Annotated in this window: 16 protein-coding genes and 1 pseudogene; 7 read left to right on the top strand and 10 right to left on the bottom strand. The window is 72.6% G+C overall.

The genetic code is table 11. The features are described 5' to 3' along the window. Positions 1–3: 3 nt before the first annotated feature. The 4 genes from aztD to aztB are packed head-to-tail and all read right to left on the bottom strand — an operon-like array spanning position 4 to position 4311. Positions 4–1215: a zinc metallochaperone AztD gene (gene aztD / locus R2E43_RS36775; protein ID WP_332057009.1), complete on the bottom strand. Its 1212-nt coding sequence runs from the start codon at positions 1213–1215 to the stop codon at positions 4–6. Next, positions 1212–2201 carry a zinc ABC transporter substrate-binding protein AztC gene (aztC, locus tag R2E43_RS36770; protein ID WP_030862613.1) on the bottom strand — a complete coding sequence of 330 codons (990 nt, stop codon included), beginning with the start codon at positions 2199–2201 and terminating at the stop codon, positions 1212–1214. The genes aztD and aztC overlap by 4 nt, the downstream gene beginning before the upstream one ends. After that, positions 2198–3445, bottom strand: coding sequence for a hypothetical protein (locus R2E43_RS36765; RefSeq protein WP_030862615.1), 1248 nt, complete (start codon positions 3443–3445; stop codon positions 2198–2200). The genes aztC and R2E43_RS36765 overlap by 4 nt, the downstream gene beginning before the upstream one ends. Before the next feature lie 14 nt (positions 3446–3459). Further along, the gene (gene aztB / locus R2E43_RS36760) at positions 3460–4311 is read right to left on the bottom strand and encodes a zinc ABC transporter permease AztB (RefSeq protein ID WP_003978391.1); all 852 of its coding nucleotides are present in this window, start codon (positions 4309–4311) and stop codon (positions 3460–3462) included. 15 nt (positions 4312–4326) lie between these two features. Between aztB and aztA the strand changes: the two genes are divergently transcribed. Both aztA and R2E43_RS36750 read left to right on the top strand, forming a co-directional pair. After that, positions 4327–5085, top strand: a complete 759-nt coding sequence (gene aztA / locus R2E43_RS36755) for a zinc ABC transporter ATP-binding protein AztA (protein ID WP_191848929.1) — start codon at positions 4327–4329, stop codon at positions 5083–5085. A gap of 104 nt (positions 5086–5189) precedes the next feature. Beyond that, positions 5190–5582: a VOC family protein gene (locus R2E43_RS36750; protein ID WP_332057008.1), complete on the top strand. Its 393-nt coding sequence runs from the start codon at positions 5190–5192 to the stop codon at positions 5580–5582. A gap of 52 nt (positions 5583–5634) precedes the next feature. Here the strand turns inward: R2E43_RS36750 and R2E43_RS36745 are convergent, their stop codons facing one another. The 3 genes and pseudogenes from R2E43_RS36745 to R2E43_RS36735 form a co-directional block, all read right to left on the bottom strand. Next, positions 5635–6708, bottom strand: coding sequence for a ferritin-like domain-containing protein (locus R2E43_RS36745; protein ID WP_016325132.1), 1074 nt, complete (start codon positions 6706–6708; stop codon positions 5635–5637). 195 nt (positions 6709–6903) lie between these two features. Next, positions 6904–7713, bottom strand: a pseudogene (locus R2E43_RS36740) (inositol monophosphatase family protein). A 172-nt stretch (positions 7714–7885) separates the two neighbouring features. After that, the gene (locus R2E43_RS36735; protein WP_078652962.1) at positions 7886–8068 is read right to left on the bottom strand and encodes a hypothetical protein; all 183 of its coding nucleotides are present in this window, start codon (positions 8066–8068) and stop codon (positions 7886–7888) included. A 10-nt stretch (positions 8069–8078) separates the two neighbouring features. On the opposite strand from R2E43_RS36735, the gene R2E43_RS36730 reads away from it, so the two are divergent. From R2E43_RS36730 to R2E43_RS36720, 3 genes are all read left to right on the top strand, one after another. Continuing rightward, complete coding sequence (locus tag R2E43_RS36730) at positions 8079–8372, top strand: hypothetical protein (protein ID WP_016325134.1); 294 nt, start codon at positions 8079–8081, stop codon at positions 8370–8372. A gap of 286 nt (positions 8373–8658) precedes the next feature. After that, the gene (locus R2E43_RS36725) at positions 8659–9177 is read left to right on the top strand and encodes a lytic polysaccharide monooxygenase auxiliary activity family 9 protein (RefSeq protein WP_003978384.1); all 519 of its coding nucleotides are present in this window, start codon (positions 8659–8661) and stop codon (positions 9175–9177) included. 124 nt (positions 9178–9301) lie between these two features. Continuing rightward, positions 9302–10036, top strand: coding sequence for a chitinase (locus R2E43_RS36720; protein ID WP_011027151.1), 735 nt, complete (start codon positions 9302–9304; stop codon positions 10034–10036). Here the strand turns inward: R2E43_RS36720 and R2E43_RS36715 are convergent. Both R2E43_RS36715 and R2E43_RS36710 read right to left on the bottom strand, forming a co-directional pair. Beyond that, positions 10033–10434 (bottom strand): hypothetical protein, encoded by a 402-nt coding sequence (locus tag R2E43_RS36715; RefSeq protein WP_003978382.1) that lies wholly within the window; start codon positions 10432–10434, stop codon positions 10033–10035. The genes R2E43_RS36720 and R2E43_RS36715 overlap by 4 nt on opposite strands. Positions 10435–10498: 64 nt before the next feature. Next, positions 10499–11665 (bottom strand): FAD-dependent oxidoreductase, encoded by a 1167-nt coding sequence (locus R2E43_RS36710; RefSeq protein ID WP_003978381.1) that lies wholly within the window; start codon positions 11663–11665, stop codon positions 10499–10501. A gap of 148 nt (positions 11666–11813) precedes the next feature. Between R2E43_RS36710 and R2E43_RS36705 the strand changes: the two genes are divergently transcribed. Then, the gene (locus tag R2E43_RS36705; protein WP_003978380.1) at positions 11814–12425 is read left to right on the top strand and encodes a TetR/AcrR family transcriptional regulator; all 612 of its coding nucleotides are present in this window, start codon (positions 11814–11816) and stop codon (positions 12423–12425) included. On the opposite strand, the gene R2E43_RS36700 is transcribed toward R2E43_RS36705, so the two are convergent. Continuing rightward, the gene (locus R2E43_RS36700; protein WP_003978379.1) at positions 12407–13630 is read right to left on the bottom strand and encodes an FAD-dependent monooxygenase; all 1224 of its coding nucleotides are present in this window, start codon (positions 13628–13630) and stop codon (positions 12407–12409) included. The genes R2E43_RS36705 and R2E43_RS36700 overlap by 19 nt on opposite strands. A gap of 171 nt (positions 13631–13801) precedes the next feature. Between R2E43_RS36700 and R2E43_RS36695 the strand changes: the two genes are divergently transcribed. Continuing rightward, complete coding sequence (locus R2E43_RS36695) at positions 13802–14308, top strand: MarR family winged helix-turn-helix transcriptional regulator (protein WP_003978378.1); 507 nt, start codon at positions 13802–13804, stop codon at positions 14306–14308. The last annotated feature ends 20 nt before the right edge of the window (positions 14309–14328 follow it).

Below are 14328 nucleotides of genomic sequence, written 5' to 3'. Positions count from 1 at the left end.
CCGTCAGTGGCCCGCGACCGTTCCGGACAGCTCGTTGGTGCCCTGCGGCAGGGTCACCGAGGTTCGCTTCCGGCCGGATTCGAGGTCGATGGCGTGCACGGCCTTCTTGCCCGGTTCGGACACGTAGGCGGTGTGGCCGCGGACGAACAGGGTGGGCCGGGCCTGCTGCCAGTCCAGGGGTTCCTGCCACTGACCCACGGCGGGGATCTTCTTCTCGACCGTGCCCTTGTCCGGATCGACGACGTGGATGGCGCCGTCGGTCCCGAGGACGAGCGCCTCGCCGTGCGGTCCACGGGCGAGGGAGCGGAACGAGTAGCTGGTGCCCAGCTCGACCAGGCGCAGCTTCGCCGTCCCGGTGTCGATCAGGGAGATGCGGGTCGGCCGTTCCAGCTCGGCGTCCGGGTCGGACTTGTAGTCGCCGAGGAGCACGGGGGACGCGTCGCTGCCCGCCTGGTTGCCGGTGCGGCCGTAGTCGTCGGGGGCGTCGACCTTGGTGAACCGGCCGTCCTTGTAGATCAGGACGCCGTCCTCGCAGCCCAGGGCGATCGCCTCGCCGCGGGCGGCCGCCTCGCCGTGGACGCCCGGGCAGTTCTCGCTGCGGGCGATCTCCTTGCCGTCCTTGTACACCACCAGGGCGCCGGTGCGTTTCTCCTCGTCCCCGAGGGTGGTGAGGAGCCGGCCGTCGCTCAGCTCGATGGCGACGCCGTGGTGGGCCTCGGCCGACCTGTAGGTGCGCCCGTCCGGCTTCTCGCCGGTGCCCAGGTCGCCCGGCGCGAAGACGTTGACCTCACCGGTGCCGTCGGTGAAGAGCACGGTCTTCCCGGCGTGGCGGACGACGTGGCCGGGCTTCGCGCCCTTGTACTCGATGTCGGTGAGGGCCTGCCGGGTGGCGTTCAGCAGGCGGAAGCCGCGGTCGGTGGAGACGACCACGTGGTCCTTGTCCCCCGCCGGGTTGACTCGGTTGAAGCCGGGCAGGTCGATGGTCCTGGTGAGTTCGAGGCTCTTGCCGTCGAGGATGTACAGGCCGCCGTCGAAGGTGGCCACCAGGGGATCCTGCACCGAGGCCGCGGGCGTCGCCGACGGGGTGCTCCCGTCGCCCTTGGACGTGGCGTCCGACGAGGAGGTGTCGCCGCCGCCGCACGCGGTGAGGACCGCGGACACCGCCAGGGCGAGTGCCGTCCCCGTGACGGCCCTGTTGCGTATGGACGTGTTCAACTGTGCGTTCCTTTCGGGCTGCCGACGGTCAGTCCGTCGGTCATGGCGGTGGTGTTGGCGCGCATCATCTGCAGGTAGGTGGCGGCGCCCTCGTTCTCGGCGGTGAGGGACTCGGAGTACAGCTCCACGACCCGTACGCCGTCGCCGAGTTCGGTACTCAGGACCTCGGCGAGCCGCTTGGGCCGGGAGGAGTCGGCGAAGACCGTCCGGACCCCCGCCCGCTCCATGGCCCGGGTGAGCGAGCGCAGGTCGGAGGAGCTGGGGGAGGCCAGCGTCGTGCCGCTGGGGATCACCGCGCCGATGACGCGGAAGCCGAAGCGGTCGGCGAGGTAGCCGAAGACGTGGTGGTTGGTCACCAGGTTGCGCCGGTCCTCGGGCACCCGGTCGAAGGACTTCTCCATGAAGGCGGTGAGGTCGGCGAGTTGCTCGTCGTACTCGGCGGCGTTGGCCCGGATCGCGTCGTGGTCCACGCCCGTCACGTGCTCGCTCACGCGGTCGGCGATGAGTCCGGCGGCCGTGCGCACGCGGTCGGGGTCGGTCCAGAAGTGCGGGTCGGGCCGGCCCGACTCCCCCTCGGGACCCCCGTCGTCACCGGAGTGGAAGGTGAGCGGGTCGACCGCCCTGCCGACCTCGAAGGTCGCCACACCCGCCTCACGGGCGGCGTCCACGTGCCGCAGGACGTTCTCCTCCAGGCCGAGTCCGTTGAAGACGACGAGGTCCGCGCGTTCCAGCTGGGCGGCCTGCACGGCCGACAGTCCGAAGGAGTGCGGGTCCGCGTCGGGCTTCATCAGGACCGTGACCTCCGCCTGGTCGCCCACGACCTGGCGGGTGATGTCGCCCAGGATGTTGGTGGTCACGACGATGCGGGGTTGTTCGTCCGTGGCGGAGCAGGCCGTGGCGGTGGCGGCCGTGACCAGGGCGAGCAGTCCCACCAGGAGGCGGCGCAGCCGTGCCACCCGGATGCGTGTGCGTACCGTCCCCCTCATCGGCCGGTCTCCGCCATCAGCCCCGGTGCGATGTCGAGGTCGAAGGAGCGCGCGACGCGCAGGGCGTCGTTGTAGTCGATCTCGTACACGCGTTTACCGGTGCGGTCGTTGACGTAGGCGCGGCTGCGGTCGACCTCGACGACCGGTGCTGCCGCGCCGGCGGGGGTTTTCGCGGTTTTGCTCAGGAGGGGCTCGGTCCGAGCCGTGTGCCTGCCGGTGGCGATGTCGTAGCCGTGCAGTGCGCCGTCGCTCTCCAGGACGAGGAGCGGTGAGCCCTCGCCGGCGGTGTTGGCCGCCAGGACCGGGCCGGTCGTCCTCACCCGGGTCCAGTCGCGGTCGGTGACGTCCAGGACCCACACGGCCCGCTCGCCGGCGGGTGCGGTCAGCGTGTCGCTGCCGGCCCGGTGGCGAAAGGCCGTGGCCCGTTCCTTCTCGGGCACGTCCTGTCCGTACGGAATCCTCTCGGCCGTGAACGTCCCGTCCTCGGCGCTCACGAGCAGGGCCCCGTCGGCGCACCCGAGGACGACGCCGCGGCGGGTGACGGCGTCGCCCGCGGGCCGCTCGCACGTCGCGTCGGGCGAGGCGACCCGGCGGCCCGAGCGGTCGTACACGGCGACCTCGGCGGACTCGTCGTCCCCGGCGAGCGCGACCAGGTGCTCCTCGTACGGGACGACGGCGCCGGCGTGCACACCGTCGAGCGTCCGGGCCGGCCCGACCTCGCCCTTCTCCAGCGCCGTCCGGTCGTACAGCGTCGTCCGGCCCTCCGGGTCGGTCGCCGCGGTCACCGCGGCGTCGCTGCGGATCTCGGCGCCGCGGCCGCCCGGCAGGTCGCCGACGTGGCGTATCGCCGCCCGGTAGTAGTGCACGTGGTCGCCGTGGTCCACCGTCCAGGCACCGCCGTCGACCACGTGCGTGCCGCGGTCGGTGTGGAAGAAGCCGAAGCGGCCGTCCGTGCTCAGCCCGTCGGCGCCGGTCACCGGCGCGCTCTCGTGCACCTTGCCGGTGACGAGGTCGAGCACCCGGCTCGCGCCGGTGCCGGGGTCGCCGAGGATCAGCCGGGACTGCTCCTCGGCCGCTTCCCGCGCTCCTTCGACGTAGCCGTGCGGGGTGCCGGACGACTCGGTCGCCGCGGGTTCCCGCCCGTCGTCCGACTGCTCCGAACAGCCCGTGGCGAGCAGTGCGGCGGTGAGGACGAGTGCGGTCGGGAGCCGGCGGGTCGGGTGTGTGCGGACGGTCGGTTCCATCGCCTCGGATTCCTTCAGTCGACTGTCGGGTGGGGGGTGGCGGGGCGCGTACGGAGGTGCCGCAGGCCGGACGCCGTGTGGGAGAGGAAGAACAGGGCCACCGCGACGGCCGAGACGGTCGCGCCGGCGGCGGTGCTCAGGTGCCAGGACAGGAGCAGTCCGCCGAACGTGGCGGTGACGCCGAGGAGTGCCGCGAGGGCCATGACGCCGCGGACGCCGCGCGCCCAGGGCAGGGCCGCGGCCGGCGGCGCGATGAGCAGGCCGAGGACGAGGAGCGTGCCGACGATGTGGAAGGAGGCCACGATCGCGAGGCCCAGCAGGACGAGGAGCACCGCGTGGGCGAGCCGCGGGCGCAGTCCGAGGGTGTGGGCCTTGCGCGGGTCGAACGCGAGGGCGAGGAAGGCCCGGTGGCCGAGCACGGAGACGAGCAGCGCCACCAGCAGTGCCCCGCCCAGTACGAGCAGGTCCTGCTCGCGGACGGCGAGGACGTCGCCGAACAGGATGCCGGTCAGGTCCACGGCGAAGGACTGCGAACGCGACACGATGATCACACCGATCGAGAGCATGCCGACGAAGAGCAGGCCGATGCCGGTGTCCTGGGAGAGTCTCGGGGTGCGCCCGAGCGCGGTGACGCCCGCGGCCATGACGGCAGCGCTGGCCACCGCTCCCAGCAGCAGGTTGCCGCCGAGCAGGGCGGCCAGCGCCACCCCGGGCAGCAGTCCGTGCGACATGGCGTCGCCCAGGAAGGCCATCCCCCTGAGCACGACCCAGGTGCCGGCCAGGGCGCAGATGGCGGACACCAGGATGCCGCCCCACAAGGCTCTTTGCACAAACGTCACTTCGAACGGGGCCGTCAACCAATCCATGCGGAGGACACTACAATGAAAATCATGTTCAACAAATCCCGCCCCTCGCCCCCCGCCGTGCCCGGACGGGCGTCAGGAGTACGTCTGACCGAGCTGTGCGCCGGCTACCCGGGACGACCGGTCCTGAGGCAACTCACCTGCGAGATACCGGCATTGGCCGTCACGGCTCTGGTCGGGCCGAACGGCAGCGGCAAGTCGACACTCCTCGGCGTGCTGGCCGGTGTGATCCGCCCGACATCGGGAGACCTGCACCGGGGCGGCGAGCGGCCGCCCGCCTTCGTACCGCAGCGCGGCGCCGTCGCGGACGCCCTGCCGCTGACCGTCCGGCAGACCGTGGAGATGGGTCGGTGGGCCGAGCGCGGCCCCTGGCGCCGGCTGAACCGCCGGGACCGGCTGATCGTGGACTCGGCCCTGGACCGGCTCGGCATCGCGGACCTCGCGCCGCGTCAGCTCGGGGAGCTGTCGGGCGGACAGCGGCAGCGCGCCCTCGTCGCCCAGGGACTCGCCCAGCAGTCCGACCTGCTCCTCCTGGACGAACCGACCACCGGCCTCGACCCGGAGGCCAGACAGCGCATCACCGCTCTCCTGACGGACCTGGTGGCCGACGGCGTGACGGTCGTGCACGCCACCCACGACCTGGAGGCCGCGCGCTCGGCCGAGGCCTGTCTCCTGCTCCGCGCGGGCACCCTGACGGGACAGGGCCGGCCCGGCCGGGTGCTCACCACCTCGGCCCTGGCCGAGGTCTGGGCCGTTGCCGGACACGCGGGCCCTTGATAGGCAGGTGATGTCCCGGAGGGTCCGGAGAGTCAGCAGGGTTCCGGCCCGCCCGAGCACCTCGTGATCCGACCGCCCGGAACCCACGCACCGGAGATGACCCCATGAAGATCAACCTCACCAGCGTCTTCGTCGACGATCAGGCGCACGCGCTGCGCTTCTACACCGAGACCCTGGGCTTCCTGAAGAAGCACGACGTGCCGGTGGGGGCGGGTGGGGACCGGTGGCTGACCGTGGTCTCGCCCGAGGCTCCCGACGGGACCGAGCTGCTGCTCGAACCGTCCGGTCACCCCGCGGTGGCGCCGTACCGGACGGCGCTGGCCCAGGACGGCATCCCGGCCGCCTCCTTCGCCGTGGACGACGTACGGGCGGAGCACGACCGGCTGCGCTCGCTCGGGGTGCACTTCACCCAGGAGCCGATGGAGATGGGCGCGGTCACCACGGCGGTCCTCGACGACACCTGCGGAAACCTGATCCAGATCATGCAGATCCGGTAGCCGGTGGGGCGCGCCCTGCCGCGCGGGCCGGCTCGGCTCGGGCCGTCCGGCGTCACGCGCCCGGCGGGCGGAACTGGGGGCCGTAGGTGCCCCGGCCGCCCGGGATGCCGGTTTCCATCAGCTCCACGGCGGGGCCCTCCAGTGCGCGCATCGTCCGGACGGCCGAGCCCAGGGTGCGTGCGTCGCCGTGCGCCCAGGCCGCCTCGAGGGTGCCGAGCACCTTGGCGTAGGCGGTGTCGAAACGGTCGAGGAGGTCCCCGACCCGCTGCGAGGGACCGGGCCAGCCACCGGCCGGGACCCGGGCCATGGGGCGCGCGTCGGGGAAGGGCACGGGTGCGCCGGTGAACCGCCAGCCGTCGTCCTCCCGGCGCAGTTGCCGGCCGTGGTAGATCTCGCCGAAGGCGTAGTAGTGGGCCGGGTAGTCGTCGCCGAAGGCGTCTTCGGGAGAGCTGGCGGTGCCCTCTCCCTGTTCCTTGATGATCTCAACAGCCCGCTCGACGCCGTCGAGGTCGGTCACGGGCTCCAGGACGTCGGAGCCGATGCGCTGGGACAACTGCCCGCCGGCCGACAGTGGCGGTGCCGTGGCCCTGAAGGCGCGCAGCAGGCCGTCGTAGAAGTGGCCGATGCCGGGCGAGTTGTTCGCGCCGCGGGCCAGGGGGACCTCCGGGGCTTCGACGGCCATCATCACGTCGCGCACGAAGGGCCTGTTGAGGCCCGAGAGATAGACGTTCACCTCCTCGCGCACGCCGCCGGGCAGCGGGCCGGGGTAGGCGAGGGCGGCGTCCGTGATCCGCGGCCGGCCGCCCACCGCCACCAGCAGGTTGCAGACGACGCCCATGTGGTACATCTCGTCGCCGATGATGCGCCGGATCAGCCGTGCGACGTGGCTCGTGCGGTCGCCCACGGACCACCATCCGCACAGGTAGGGCGGGATGGTGGCGAGTTCGAGTGCTACGGCGACCTGAAGGGCCTCTCTGAGCCAGTCGACACCGCGCCCGCTCTCCGGGACCGCGAGCAGGCGCGCCACGGACCGGCAGCCCGGCGCGGCGGCCTCCGGCAGCCCGGCCGCAAGGGCGGGTGCGGCGGCCGGGACGGACGCGGCGGCCGCCACGACGGCCGACGCCATGAAGGTCCTCCGCCCGAACGGGGCACCCGTCCCCGACGCTTCCTCTCGCACACCAGTCACCCGTACTCCCTCCGCAGGCGGCGCCCGCATCCGACCGGGACGTCCGCATTCGTCCGACGGCTGGCGAAACTAGCAGCGGTGAGGTCGTTTCCCGGGCGGGCGGCACCGAAGGGGGCATCCTCTACCCGGTCGGCCCTACCGGGGACGGCCCTCACGTATCAGCGACAGCAACAGCGCGTGCGTCCCGGCGTCGGCGGCCGCCACGAGACCGCGGCAGGCGGGTCCGACGGGCGCGCCGTCGACTCCGGTGACGACGCAGCCGACCGCCCGGCACAGCGCGATGCCGGCGGCGAAGTGCACGCTTTCGGTCAGGCCGGTGCCGTCGGTGACGTAGGCGGCGCGCTTACCGGCCGCGACTCAGGCCAGGGCCAGGGTCGTGGACAGGACCCGCGGCCGCAGGCGCCGCACGAAGCCGGGGTGGGCGATCAGGTCGACCGCCCGGAACGCGGGCGCGCCCGGGAAGGGCGGGTCCAGGTTCACGTCGACCAGCCGGGTGGCCGCACTGGGCGCCAGCGGTGTGTCGTGGCCGTCGCGCCGGACCCGGGCGGTCTCGCCGTCGGTGAAGAGGACCTCGCCGCCGAAGGGGTCGGCCACGGCCGCCGGGCCGCCGCGCAGCGCCACGTTGACGGCCACCGCCATGGTGCCCGCGGCGTAGTTGAGCGTGCCGCACAGGGGATCCACCAGCCACTGGCGTGCCGCGTCGGCCGCTCCCCGCCGCCCGCTCTCCTCACCGCATGTCGCGTCGTGGGGCCGCGCGGCACGGATGACGCCGAGGATCGCCTCCTCGGCGGCCACGTCCGCGTCGGTGGCGAAGTCCCCGCCGCCCTTGTCGAACCGGGTCAGCCGCCGTCCGTGGCGGGCTCGCACGGTCTCGGCGCCGGCCCGCGCGGCGGCGATCGCGACTTCGGTGTCGTCGTGACGCGCACCGGTTTCGTCATGGGGCACAGGCAAGTTGATCACGGTGTGCAGGGTAACGGCCGAAGCTTTCCGGGCCTCCGGGCCTCCGGTCCACCGGGCCTCCCGACCTCCCGACCTCCCGACCTCCCGGCCTCCCGGCCTCCGGTCCGACGACGCCGGGGGACCCGGGGAGAGGTGCCGGTCTGCTTCAGGAGGTCCCTCAGGAGATCCCGGCGCGGCAGGGCCGGCCGGTGCGGAGGTTCCCCGTGGCGCCGGTGATGACGGAGTCCGGCCGGCCCCGGGTGCCGACCGGTTCGGCGATGCGGCCCTCGACACGCTCCCGCTCGATGGACAACCGGTCGAGCAGTTCGGGCGTGGCCCGGCCGCCGGCCGCGTACGGCACGAGTCCGACGATGGTCCTGCTCTACAGGCCCGGCGCGGCCTGGACGGTCGATCCGTACGTCCTGAGCCCCGGCCGGAGGAGCCCCCTCACCCTCTTCGCAGCGGAACACTTCCTCGGCGGGATCTCCGGCTACGAGGCCGCGGAGACCACCGACGAGAACCCCGCCGCCCACGTCGCCGTGGTCCGACGGGTGCCCCTGGCCCACCTCCGCCACACCCTCGGCGTCGACAGCACCGACTGGACGGCGGCGCGCAGGACCCTGGCCGGAACGGCCCATCCCCTCGGCCGACTCGAAGCCGAGTGAGCCCACTCCGCGAGACAACCCCCGCAACCCCGCGCGACGGACACCGCCGTTGACACACTCTTGACACGGTCACGTCGACCGCTTGTATGGTCTAGTCCAACAGAACTCGCCGCTCCGTTTACGGAGTTGAGCCCTGCCGGGGGTCCCACGCCCCGGCGGGGACGGTGAGTGCGCGTCACCTTCGCGCCTCCTGGCCCCACCCACGAGAGGCCGTACTCGGCGTGCGCGCGGTCCCCCCACACACGGCCGCGCGTGCCCTGGGACGGCCGGATGTGAAGGAGTTCCCATGCACGCACGTCGGAAGACCGCTGCCCTGATCGGCGCGGTCCTCGCCCCTGTCGTGGCCGTGAGCCTGCCCGCCTCCTCGGCGAGCGCGCACGGCTACATCTCCGACCCGCCCAGCCGCCAGGCCCAGTGCGCCGCGGGCACGGTGTCCTGCGGCGACATCACGTACGAGCCCCAGAGCGTCGAGGGCCCCAAGGGCCTGACCAGTTGCAGTGGCGGCAACAGCCGCTTCGCGGAGCTGGACGACGACAGCAAGGGCTGGCAGGTCACCCCGGTGTCGAAGACCACGACGTTCTCGTGGCGGCTCACCGCGCAGCACGCCACCAGCACTTGGGAGTACTACGTCGGAGGTCAGCGGATCGCACTGTTCGACGACGGCGGCGCGAAGCCGGGCTCGGTCGTGAACCACCAGGTCGACTTCGGCGGACTCACCGGACAGCAGAAGGTCCTGGCCGTGTGGAACGTCGCCGACACGTCCAACGCGTTCTACGCCTGCATCGACGTCAACGTCGGCGGCTGACGGGCCGGTCGGAGCGGTCCGGGGAGCGGTCGCACCCTCTTCGAGGGTGCACGGCCGCTCCCCCTCCGCCCGCCGCCTCCGCCCTCCCCCCGACCCTCCCTACCATCGAGCAGGAGCAGATACCGTGCAGCACCGCAAGCTCGCGCTGCTGGCCGCCACCGGTGCGGCCGCCGCCCTGTGCACGCTGACCATGGCGCCGTCGGCCGTCGCCGAGAAGTCCGACACCCGGACCGCCGCCGCCGAATTCGTGGTCAGCGAAGCCCAGTTCGACCAAATGTTCCCGAGCCGGAACTCCTTCTACACCTACAGCGGCCTCACCGCCGCGCTCAGCGCCTACCCGGGGTTCTCGAACACCGGCAGCGACACCGTGAAGAAGCAGGAGGCCGCCGCCTTCCTCGCCAACGTCGGCCACGAGACCGGCGGGCTGGTGTACGTGGTGGAGCAGAACACCGCCAACTACCCGCACTACTGCGACGCGTCCCAGCCGTACGGCTGCCCGGCCGGCAACGACAAGTACTACGGGCGCGGGCCCGTCCAGCTGAGCTGGAACTTCAACTACAAGGCCGCCGGGGACGCCCTCGGCATCGATCTGCTCAACAACCCCGACCTGGTCCAGAACGACTCGGCCGTGGCCTGGAAGACGGGCCTGTGGTACTGGAACACCCAGACCGGACCCGGCACCATGACCCCGCACGACGCCATGGTCAACGGCGCCGGGTTCGGCGAGACCATCCGGTCCATCAACGGCAGCCTGGAGTGCGACGGGGGCAATCCCGGGCAGGTCCAGAGCCGGATCGACAACTACGAGCGCTTCACCCAGCTCCTCGGTGTCGAGCCCGGCGGCAACCTGAGCTGTTAGGACCCGTCCGGCCCGCCCGCCCCCTCGTGCCCACCGGAGTGCCCGGTCGCGAGGGGGCCGCGCCGGCGGCGGAACCAGCGGGCCCGGCCGCGTCGGGACCGGCTAGAACCGCGGCTGGCCGTCCGGCCCGCCTCCGCACCGGTCCCGTCCGGCGCGGCGGGAGCCCATCGCCAGTCGTCGGGCGACAGCAGCGGGGACCTGCGTTCCGCCTGGGCGCGGATCTCGACGTGGGAGGCGTACGCCGTGGTGCGGAACGCCTCCTCGTAGGAGGCGAGGGCCGCGCCCATCGCCCCGCCCGCCAGGCCCCGGCGGCGCACGCGCGACGCCAGCCAGGTGAAGCTGCCGAGGACCGCGGCGAGGCCACCGGCGAGGAGCACGAACGGCAGGAGCGCATCCATGGGCTCGACCCTACCGGCCGGGCGGGCCCCGCTCCCCGGGCAGGCACAGCGGTCCGGGCCCGCGTCACTCGCCGGGTCCGCCGTCCGCTCCGGGCGCACCGAGCCGCGCGAGGTCTTCGGCGTCCGGCTCCTCCAGCAGGAAGCCGGCACCGCCCTCGAGCATGCCGGCGATCTCGGCCGAGCGCGGAAGCATCGTCTTCTCGTAGGTGCGCACGGCATCGTCGACGGTGGCGGACGCCGCGAGGGCGAGCGCGAGTTCCGCGCCGTCGAGCATGGCGAGGTTGACTCCGACGCCGAGCGGGGGCATGAGGTGCGCGGCGTCGCCCAGCAGGGTCACGCCCGGCGTGGGCCGCCAGGTGTGCGGCACCGGCAGGGCGAAGAGCGGACGGTCGACGTACGGGCCGTCGTTCTCGGTGATCATCCGGAGTATCCGGGGTGACCAGCCGGCGTACTCGGCGAGGAGCCGGGCCCGGATGCCGTCGGTGTCGTCCGGACGCAGCCCGCTCGCCGTCATCCAGTCCAGGGCGACCCTCCGCATGACGTAGACGCGCATGTGCCCACCACTGTTCCGCTGCGCGAACAGGCCCCGCTGTCCGTCGGCCACGTGGGCGCTGCCCCGGCCGACCAGTTCGGACAGCTCCGGGTGCGCGGATTCCATGTCGTCGAACCAGGCCTCGAGGAAGCCGACCCCGGTGTAGCGCGGTACCGCGTCGGACACCGCCGCGCGGACGCGGGAGAAGGCGCCGTCCGCTCCGATCACGAGGTCCGTCTCCACGGTGCTCCCGTCGGTGAAGGTGAGCGTCCGCGGACCTTCGGCAGGCCCGCTCACCGATTCCAGGCCGTGTCCCCACCGCACCGTCCCGGCGTCCAGAGATTCCAGCAGGAGTCCCCGGAGCTGGCCGCGGTCGATCTCCGGGCGGGCCGTCTCGCCCTCGTCCGGCAGCCGGCGCCCGAGGAGCCGCCCCGCGGTGTCGAAGCGGCGCTCCTCCTGGCTCTCGCACCTGGCGAGCGCGAAGAACTCCTCCAGCAGGCCCGCTTCGCGGAGCGCGAGCTGACCGTCCTCCTCGTGCAGGTCGAGCGAGCCTCCCTGGTCGCGGGAGGCGGCGTCCGGATCGCGGTCGTACACCGTCACCGCGATGCCGTGCCGGCGCAGCACACGTGCGCAGGTGAGCCCTCCCGGGCCCGCACCGATGATGCTGATCCGCGCGGCGGCGGGTGTCGGAGAGTTCATGGTGGCTTCCTTCCGTTGGCGGGTCCCCCGTGGAAACCACCAAAGCAGAAACGAGTGAGAAACTGCAACTGTTCCAGTTTTTTAGTCACAGCACTTACGGTTCGGGTTCAGTTCCTGTGTCGTTCCAGTCGTGCGTTAGAGTGGCGCCATGCCCGACTCACCGACCCCAGGCCGCCGCGAGCGCAAGAAGGCGGCGACCAGGCAGGCCATCGCCGACGCCGCCCTGCAGCTGTTCCTGGAGCACGGTTTCGACCGGGTCAGCGTCCGCGACGTCGCCGAGCGGGCCGATGTCTCGACGACGACCCTCTTCGCGCACTTTCCGAGCAAGGAGTCGCTGGTCTTCGACCGCGAGCAGGAAGTCGACGCCGCGCTGGCCGCCGCCGTGCGGGAACGGCCCGACGGCCAGGGCGTGGTCGAGGCACTCCGGGCACACGCCCTGGAGTCCTGGGTGCCGATCGTGACCGATCCGCGCCGGGCGCGCTTCACCGCCCTGGTCAGCGACACGCCGGCGCTCCGCGAGTACTCGGAGCGCATGTGGATGCGACACGCCGACACTCTGAGCACCGTGATCGCGGAGGAACTCGACCGGGAGCCGGACGATTCGGCGTGCGCGGCGCTGGCCCGGTTCGTCCTGGAGATCCCCGCCCTGACCACGGGACGGCACGATCCCCGGGCGACCGTGGAGACGGTGTTCGACCTGCTCCTGCACGGCTGGCGGTCACAGGCGGGTCCGCGTCCCCCTCAGGCGGACGGCCGGTAGTCGGGCAGTTCCAGGGAGGAGTGGGCGGCGCGCCCTTCCCGGGCGCTCGTGGTCACCATGGCCCGCGCCGCCGCCTCCGGATCGCGCAGCAGGGCGTTGCGCGCTTCCAACTCCTGCCGTGTCGCCGGGGTGACCGCCGAGCCGCCGCTGGTGGCCAGCGCCTGGTTGCGCTCGGCGAAGGGACGCATCCTGCGCTCGTAGGCGGCGAAGGCCTCCGTGTGGTCCGCGTGCGCGGCCAGTTCGCCGGCCAGGACGTACGCACCGACGAGCGCGACGCTCGACCCCTGGCCGGAGATGAACGACGTGGCGTGCGCGGCGTCGCCGGCGAGGACGACACGCCCGTGGGACCAGGTGCGCAGGTGGATCTGGCTCACGATGTCGAAGAAGAGGTCGTCGGCCTCGCGCATGCCCTCGACCAGCCGCGGCAGGTGCCAGACCCGCTCGGGGAAGCGCGCCGCCACCAGGTCCCGCTGGGCGCGGGGGTCACGGAAGGCGTCGAAGGGCGGGGCTTCGCGGGTGAAGGTGAGGAAGCCGTGCAGCCGGCCGGCGGGCTCGTGGGCGTAGAGGACGGCGCTGCGCCCCGGTTCGTTCCAGATGACGGCCTCGTGTGCGAGTCCGAACTCGTTCGGCAGCGTGAAGCCCGCGAAGACGTGTCCGAGGTAGCGGTGGAACGGCTCCTCGGGCCCGAAGACCAGCCTGCGCGTGTTCGAGTGCAGTCCGTCCGCGCCGACCACGAGGTCGAAGGTGCGGCGCAGGCCGCTGTCGAAGACGACGTGCACGGCGTCGCCGGTGTCGTCGAGGGTGGCGATCGAGTCCTCGAAGAGGAACTCGACCCGATCCCGCAGCGGGGCGTAGAGCGCGTCGGCCAGGTCGCCGCGCCGGACCTCGAGGTCGACCCCCGCCTCTCCCCCGGTCAGCTGCTCGGGCTGGAGCGAGCCGACCGTCTCCCCCGCCGCGTCCACGAAGGTGATCCGCTGACTGTCGACGTGCGCCTCGGTCAGCGCCGGCAGCAGACCCATGCGGTCGACGGCCTCGCGGGCCGTGCCGCGCACGTCGATCGCGTAGCCGCCCCCGCGGACGGCGGCCGCCTTCTCGACGACGGTCACCTCGAAGCCGTACCGGTCGAGCCAGTGCGCGAGCGCGGGGCCCGCGATACTTGCCCCGGAGATCAGTACGCGGCGAGCGGGACGGGATGTGTGGACCATGGCTTCTCACCCTTCCACCGGGACGAAACCCGGGAAGACGGAGGCACGTGTCGCGCGAGCGACATACATACGTACCTTAGGTATCTTTATGGCGGCCATACGGCGCCCTCCCGGACACCGGCCACCCCCCACGATATAGATACCTAAGTCAGGTATGCAAATGGAGACCTCATGACCCCCGAAGCCGCCGAACCCGCCGGACCGGACGATCCGCACGACGACCTGCTCACCGTGCTGCCCCGACTCACCCAGCTCAGTGCCGCGTTCAACAAGGGGCGGCTCACGGAACGCGCCGCCGAGGCGGCCGGACTCGCCCTGGACCGCCCCGCCATGGGCGTGCTGGTGACCCTGCGCACGGCCGACCAGCCGCTGCGGATCGGCGAGATCGCCGACCGGATGCAGGTAGTGGGCCCGCACGTCACCCGCCAGGTGCAGGCGCTGGAGAAGCGCGGTCTGGTACGCCGGGTCGCCGATCCCCACGACCGCCGCGCGAGCCTCATCGAACCGACCGGGGACGGGCTGGACGCCGCCAACCGGTACATGACGTCCCTGCTCGGCTGGTTCGCCGAGGCGCTCGCCGACTGGCCGCCGCAGGACCGCGAGGACCTCACGCGTCTGCTCACCCGTCTCGCGGACGACGTGACGGCACGGCTGGCCCGGCTCGACGCGGAGGACTGAGCGCTCGGCAACCGTCGTCA

This window comes from Streptomyces violaceoruber (assembly GCF_033406955.1).
Taxonomy (GTDB): Bacteria; Actinomycetota; Actinomycetes; order Streptomycetales; family Streptomycetaceae; genus Streptomyces; species Streptomyces violaceoruber.
This window is presented reverse-complemented; position numbering and strand designations above follow the sequence as displayed.

Coding starts and splice junctions, on each gene's coding strand:
- aztC (WP_030862613.1), bottom strand. CDS start 2,201: ATGAGGGGGACGGTACGCACACGCATCCGGGTGGCACGGCTGCGCCGC.
- R2E43_RS36765 (WP_030862615.1), bottom strand. CDS start 3,445: ATGGAACCGACCGTCCGCACACACCCGACCCGCCGGCTCCCGACCGCA.
- aztB (WP_003978391.1), bottom strand. CDS start 4,311: ATGGATTGGTTGACGGCCCCGTTCGAAGTGACGTTTGTGCAAAGAGCC.
- aztA (WP_191848929.1), top strand. CDS start 4,327: ATGAAAATCATGTTCAACAAATCCCGCCCCTCGCCCCCCGCCGTGCCC.
- R2E43_RS36750 (WP_332057008.1), top strand. CDS start 5,190: ATGAAGATCAACCTCACCAGCGTCTTCGTCGACGATCAGGCGCACGCG.
- R2E43_RS36745 (WP_016325132.1), bottom strand. CDS start 6,708: ATGGCGTCGGCCGTCGTGGCGGCCGCCGCGTCCGTCCCGGCCGCCGCA.
- R2E43_RS36730 (WP_016325134.1), top strand. CDS start 8,079: ATGGTCCTGCTCTACAGGCCCGGCGCGGCCTGGACGGTCGATCCGTAC.
- R2E43_RS36725 (WP_003978384.1), top strand. CDS start 8,659: ATGCACGCACGTCGGAAGACCGCTGCCCTGATCGGCGCGGTCCTCGCC.
- R2E43_RS36715 (WP_003978382.1), bottom strand. CDS start 10,434: ATGGATGCGCTCCTGCCGTTCGTGCTCCTCGCCGGTGGCCTCGCCGCG.
- R2E43_RS36710 (WP_003978381.1), bottom strand. CDS start 11,665: ATGAACTCTCCGACACCCGCCGCCGCGCGGATCAGCATCATCGGTGCG.
- R2E43_RS36705 (WP_003978380.1), top strand. CDS start 11,814: ATGCCCGACTCACCGACCCCAGGCCGCCGCGAGCGCAAGAAGGCGGCG.
- R2E43_RS36700 (WP_003978379.1), bottom strand. CDS start 13,630: ATGGTCCACACATCCCGTCCCGCTCGCCGCGTACTGATCTCCGGGGCA.
- R2E43_RS36695 (WP_003978378.1), top strand. CDS start 13,802: ATGACCCCCGAAGCCGCCGAACCCGCCGGACCGGACGATCCGCACGAC.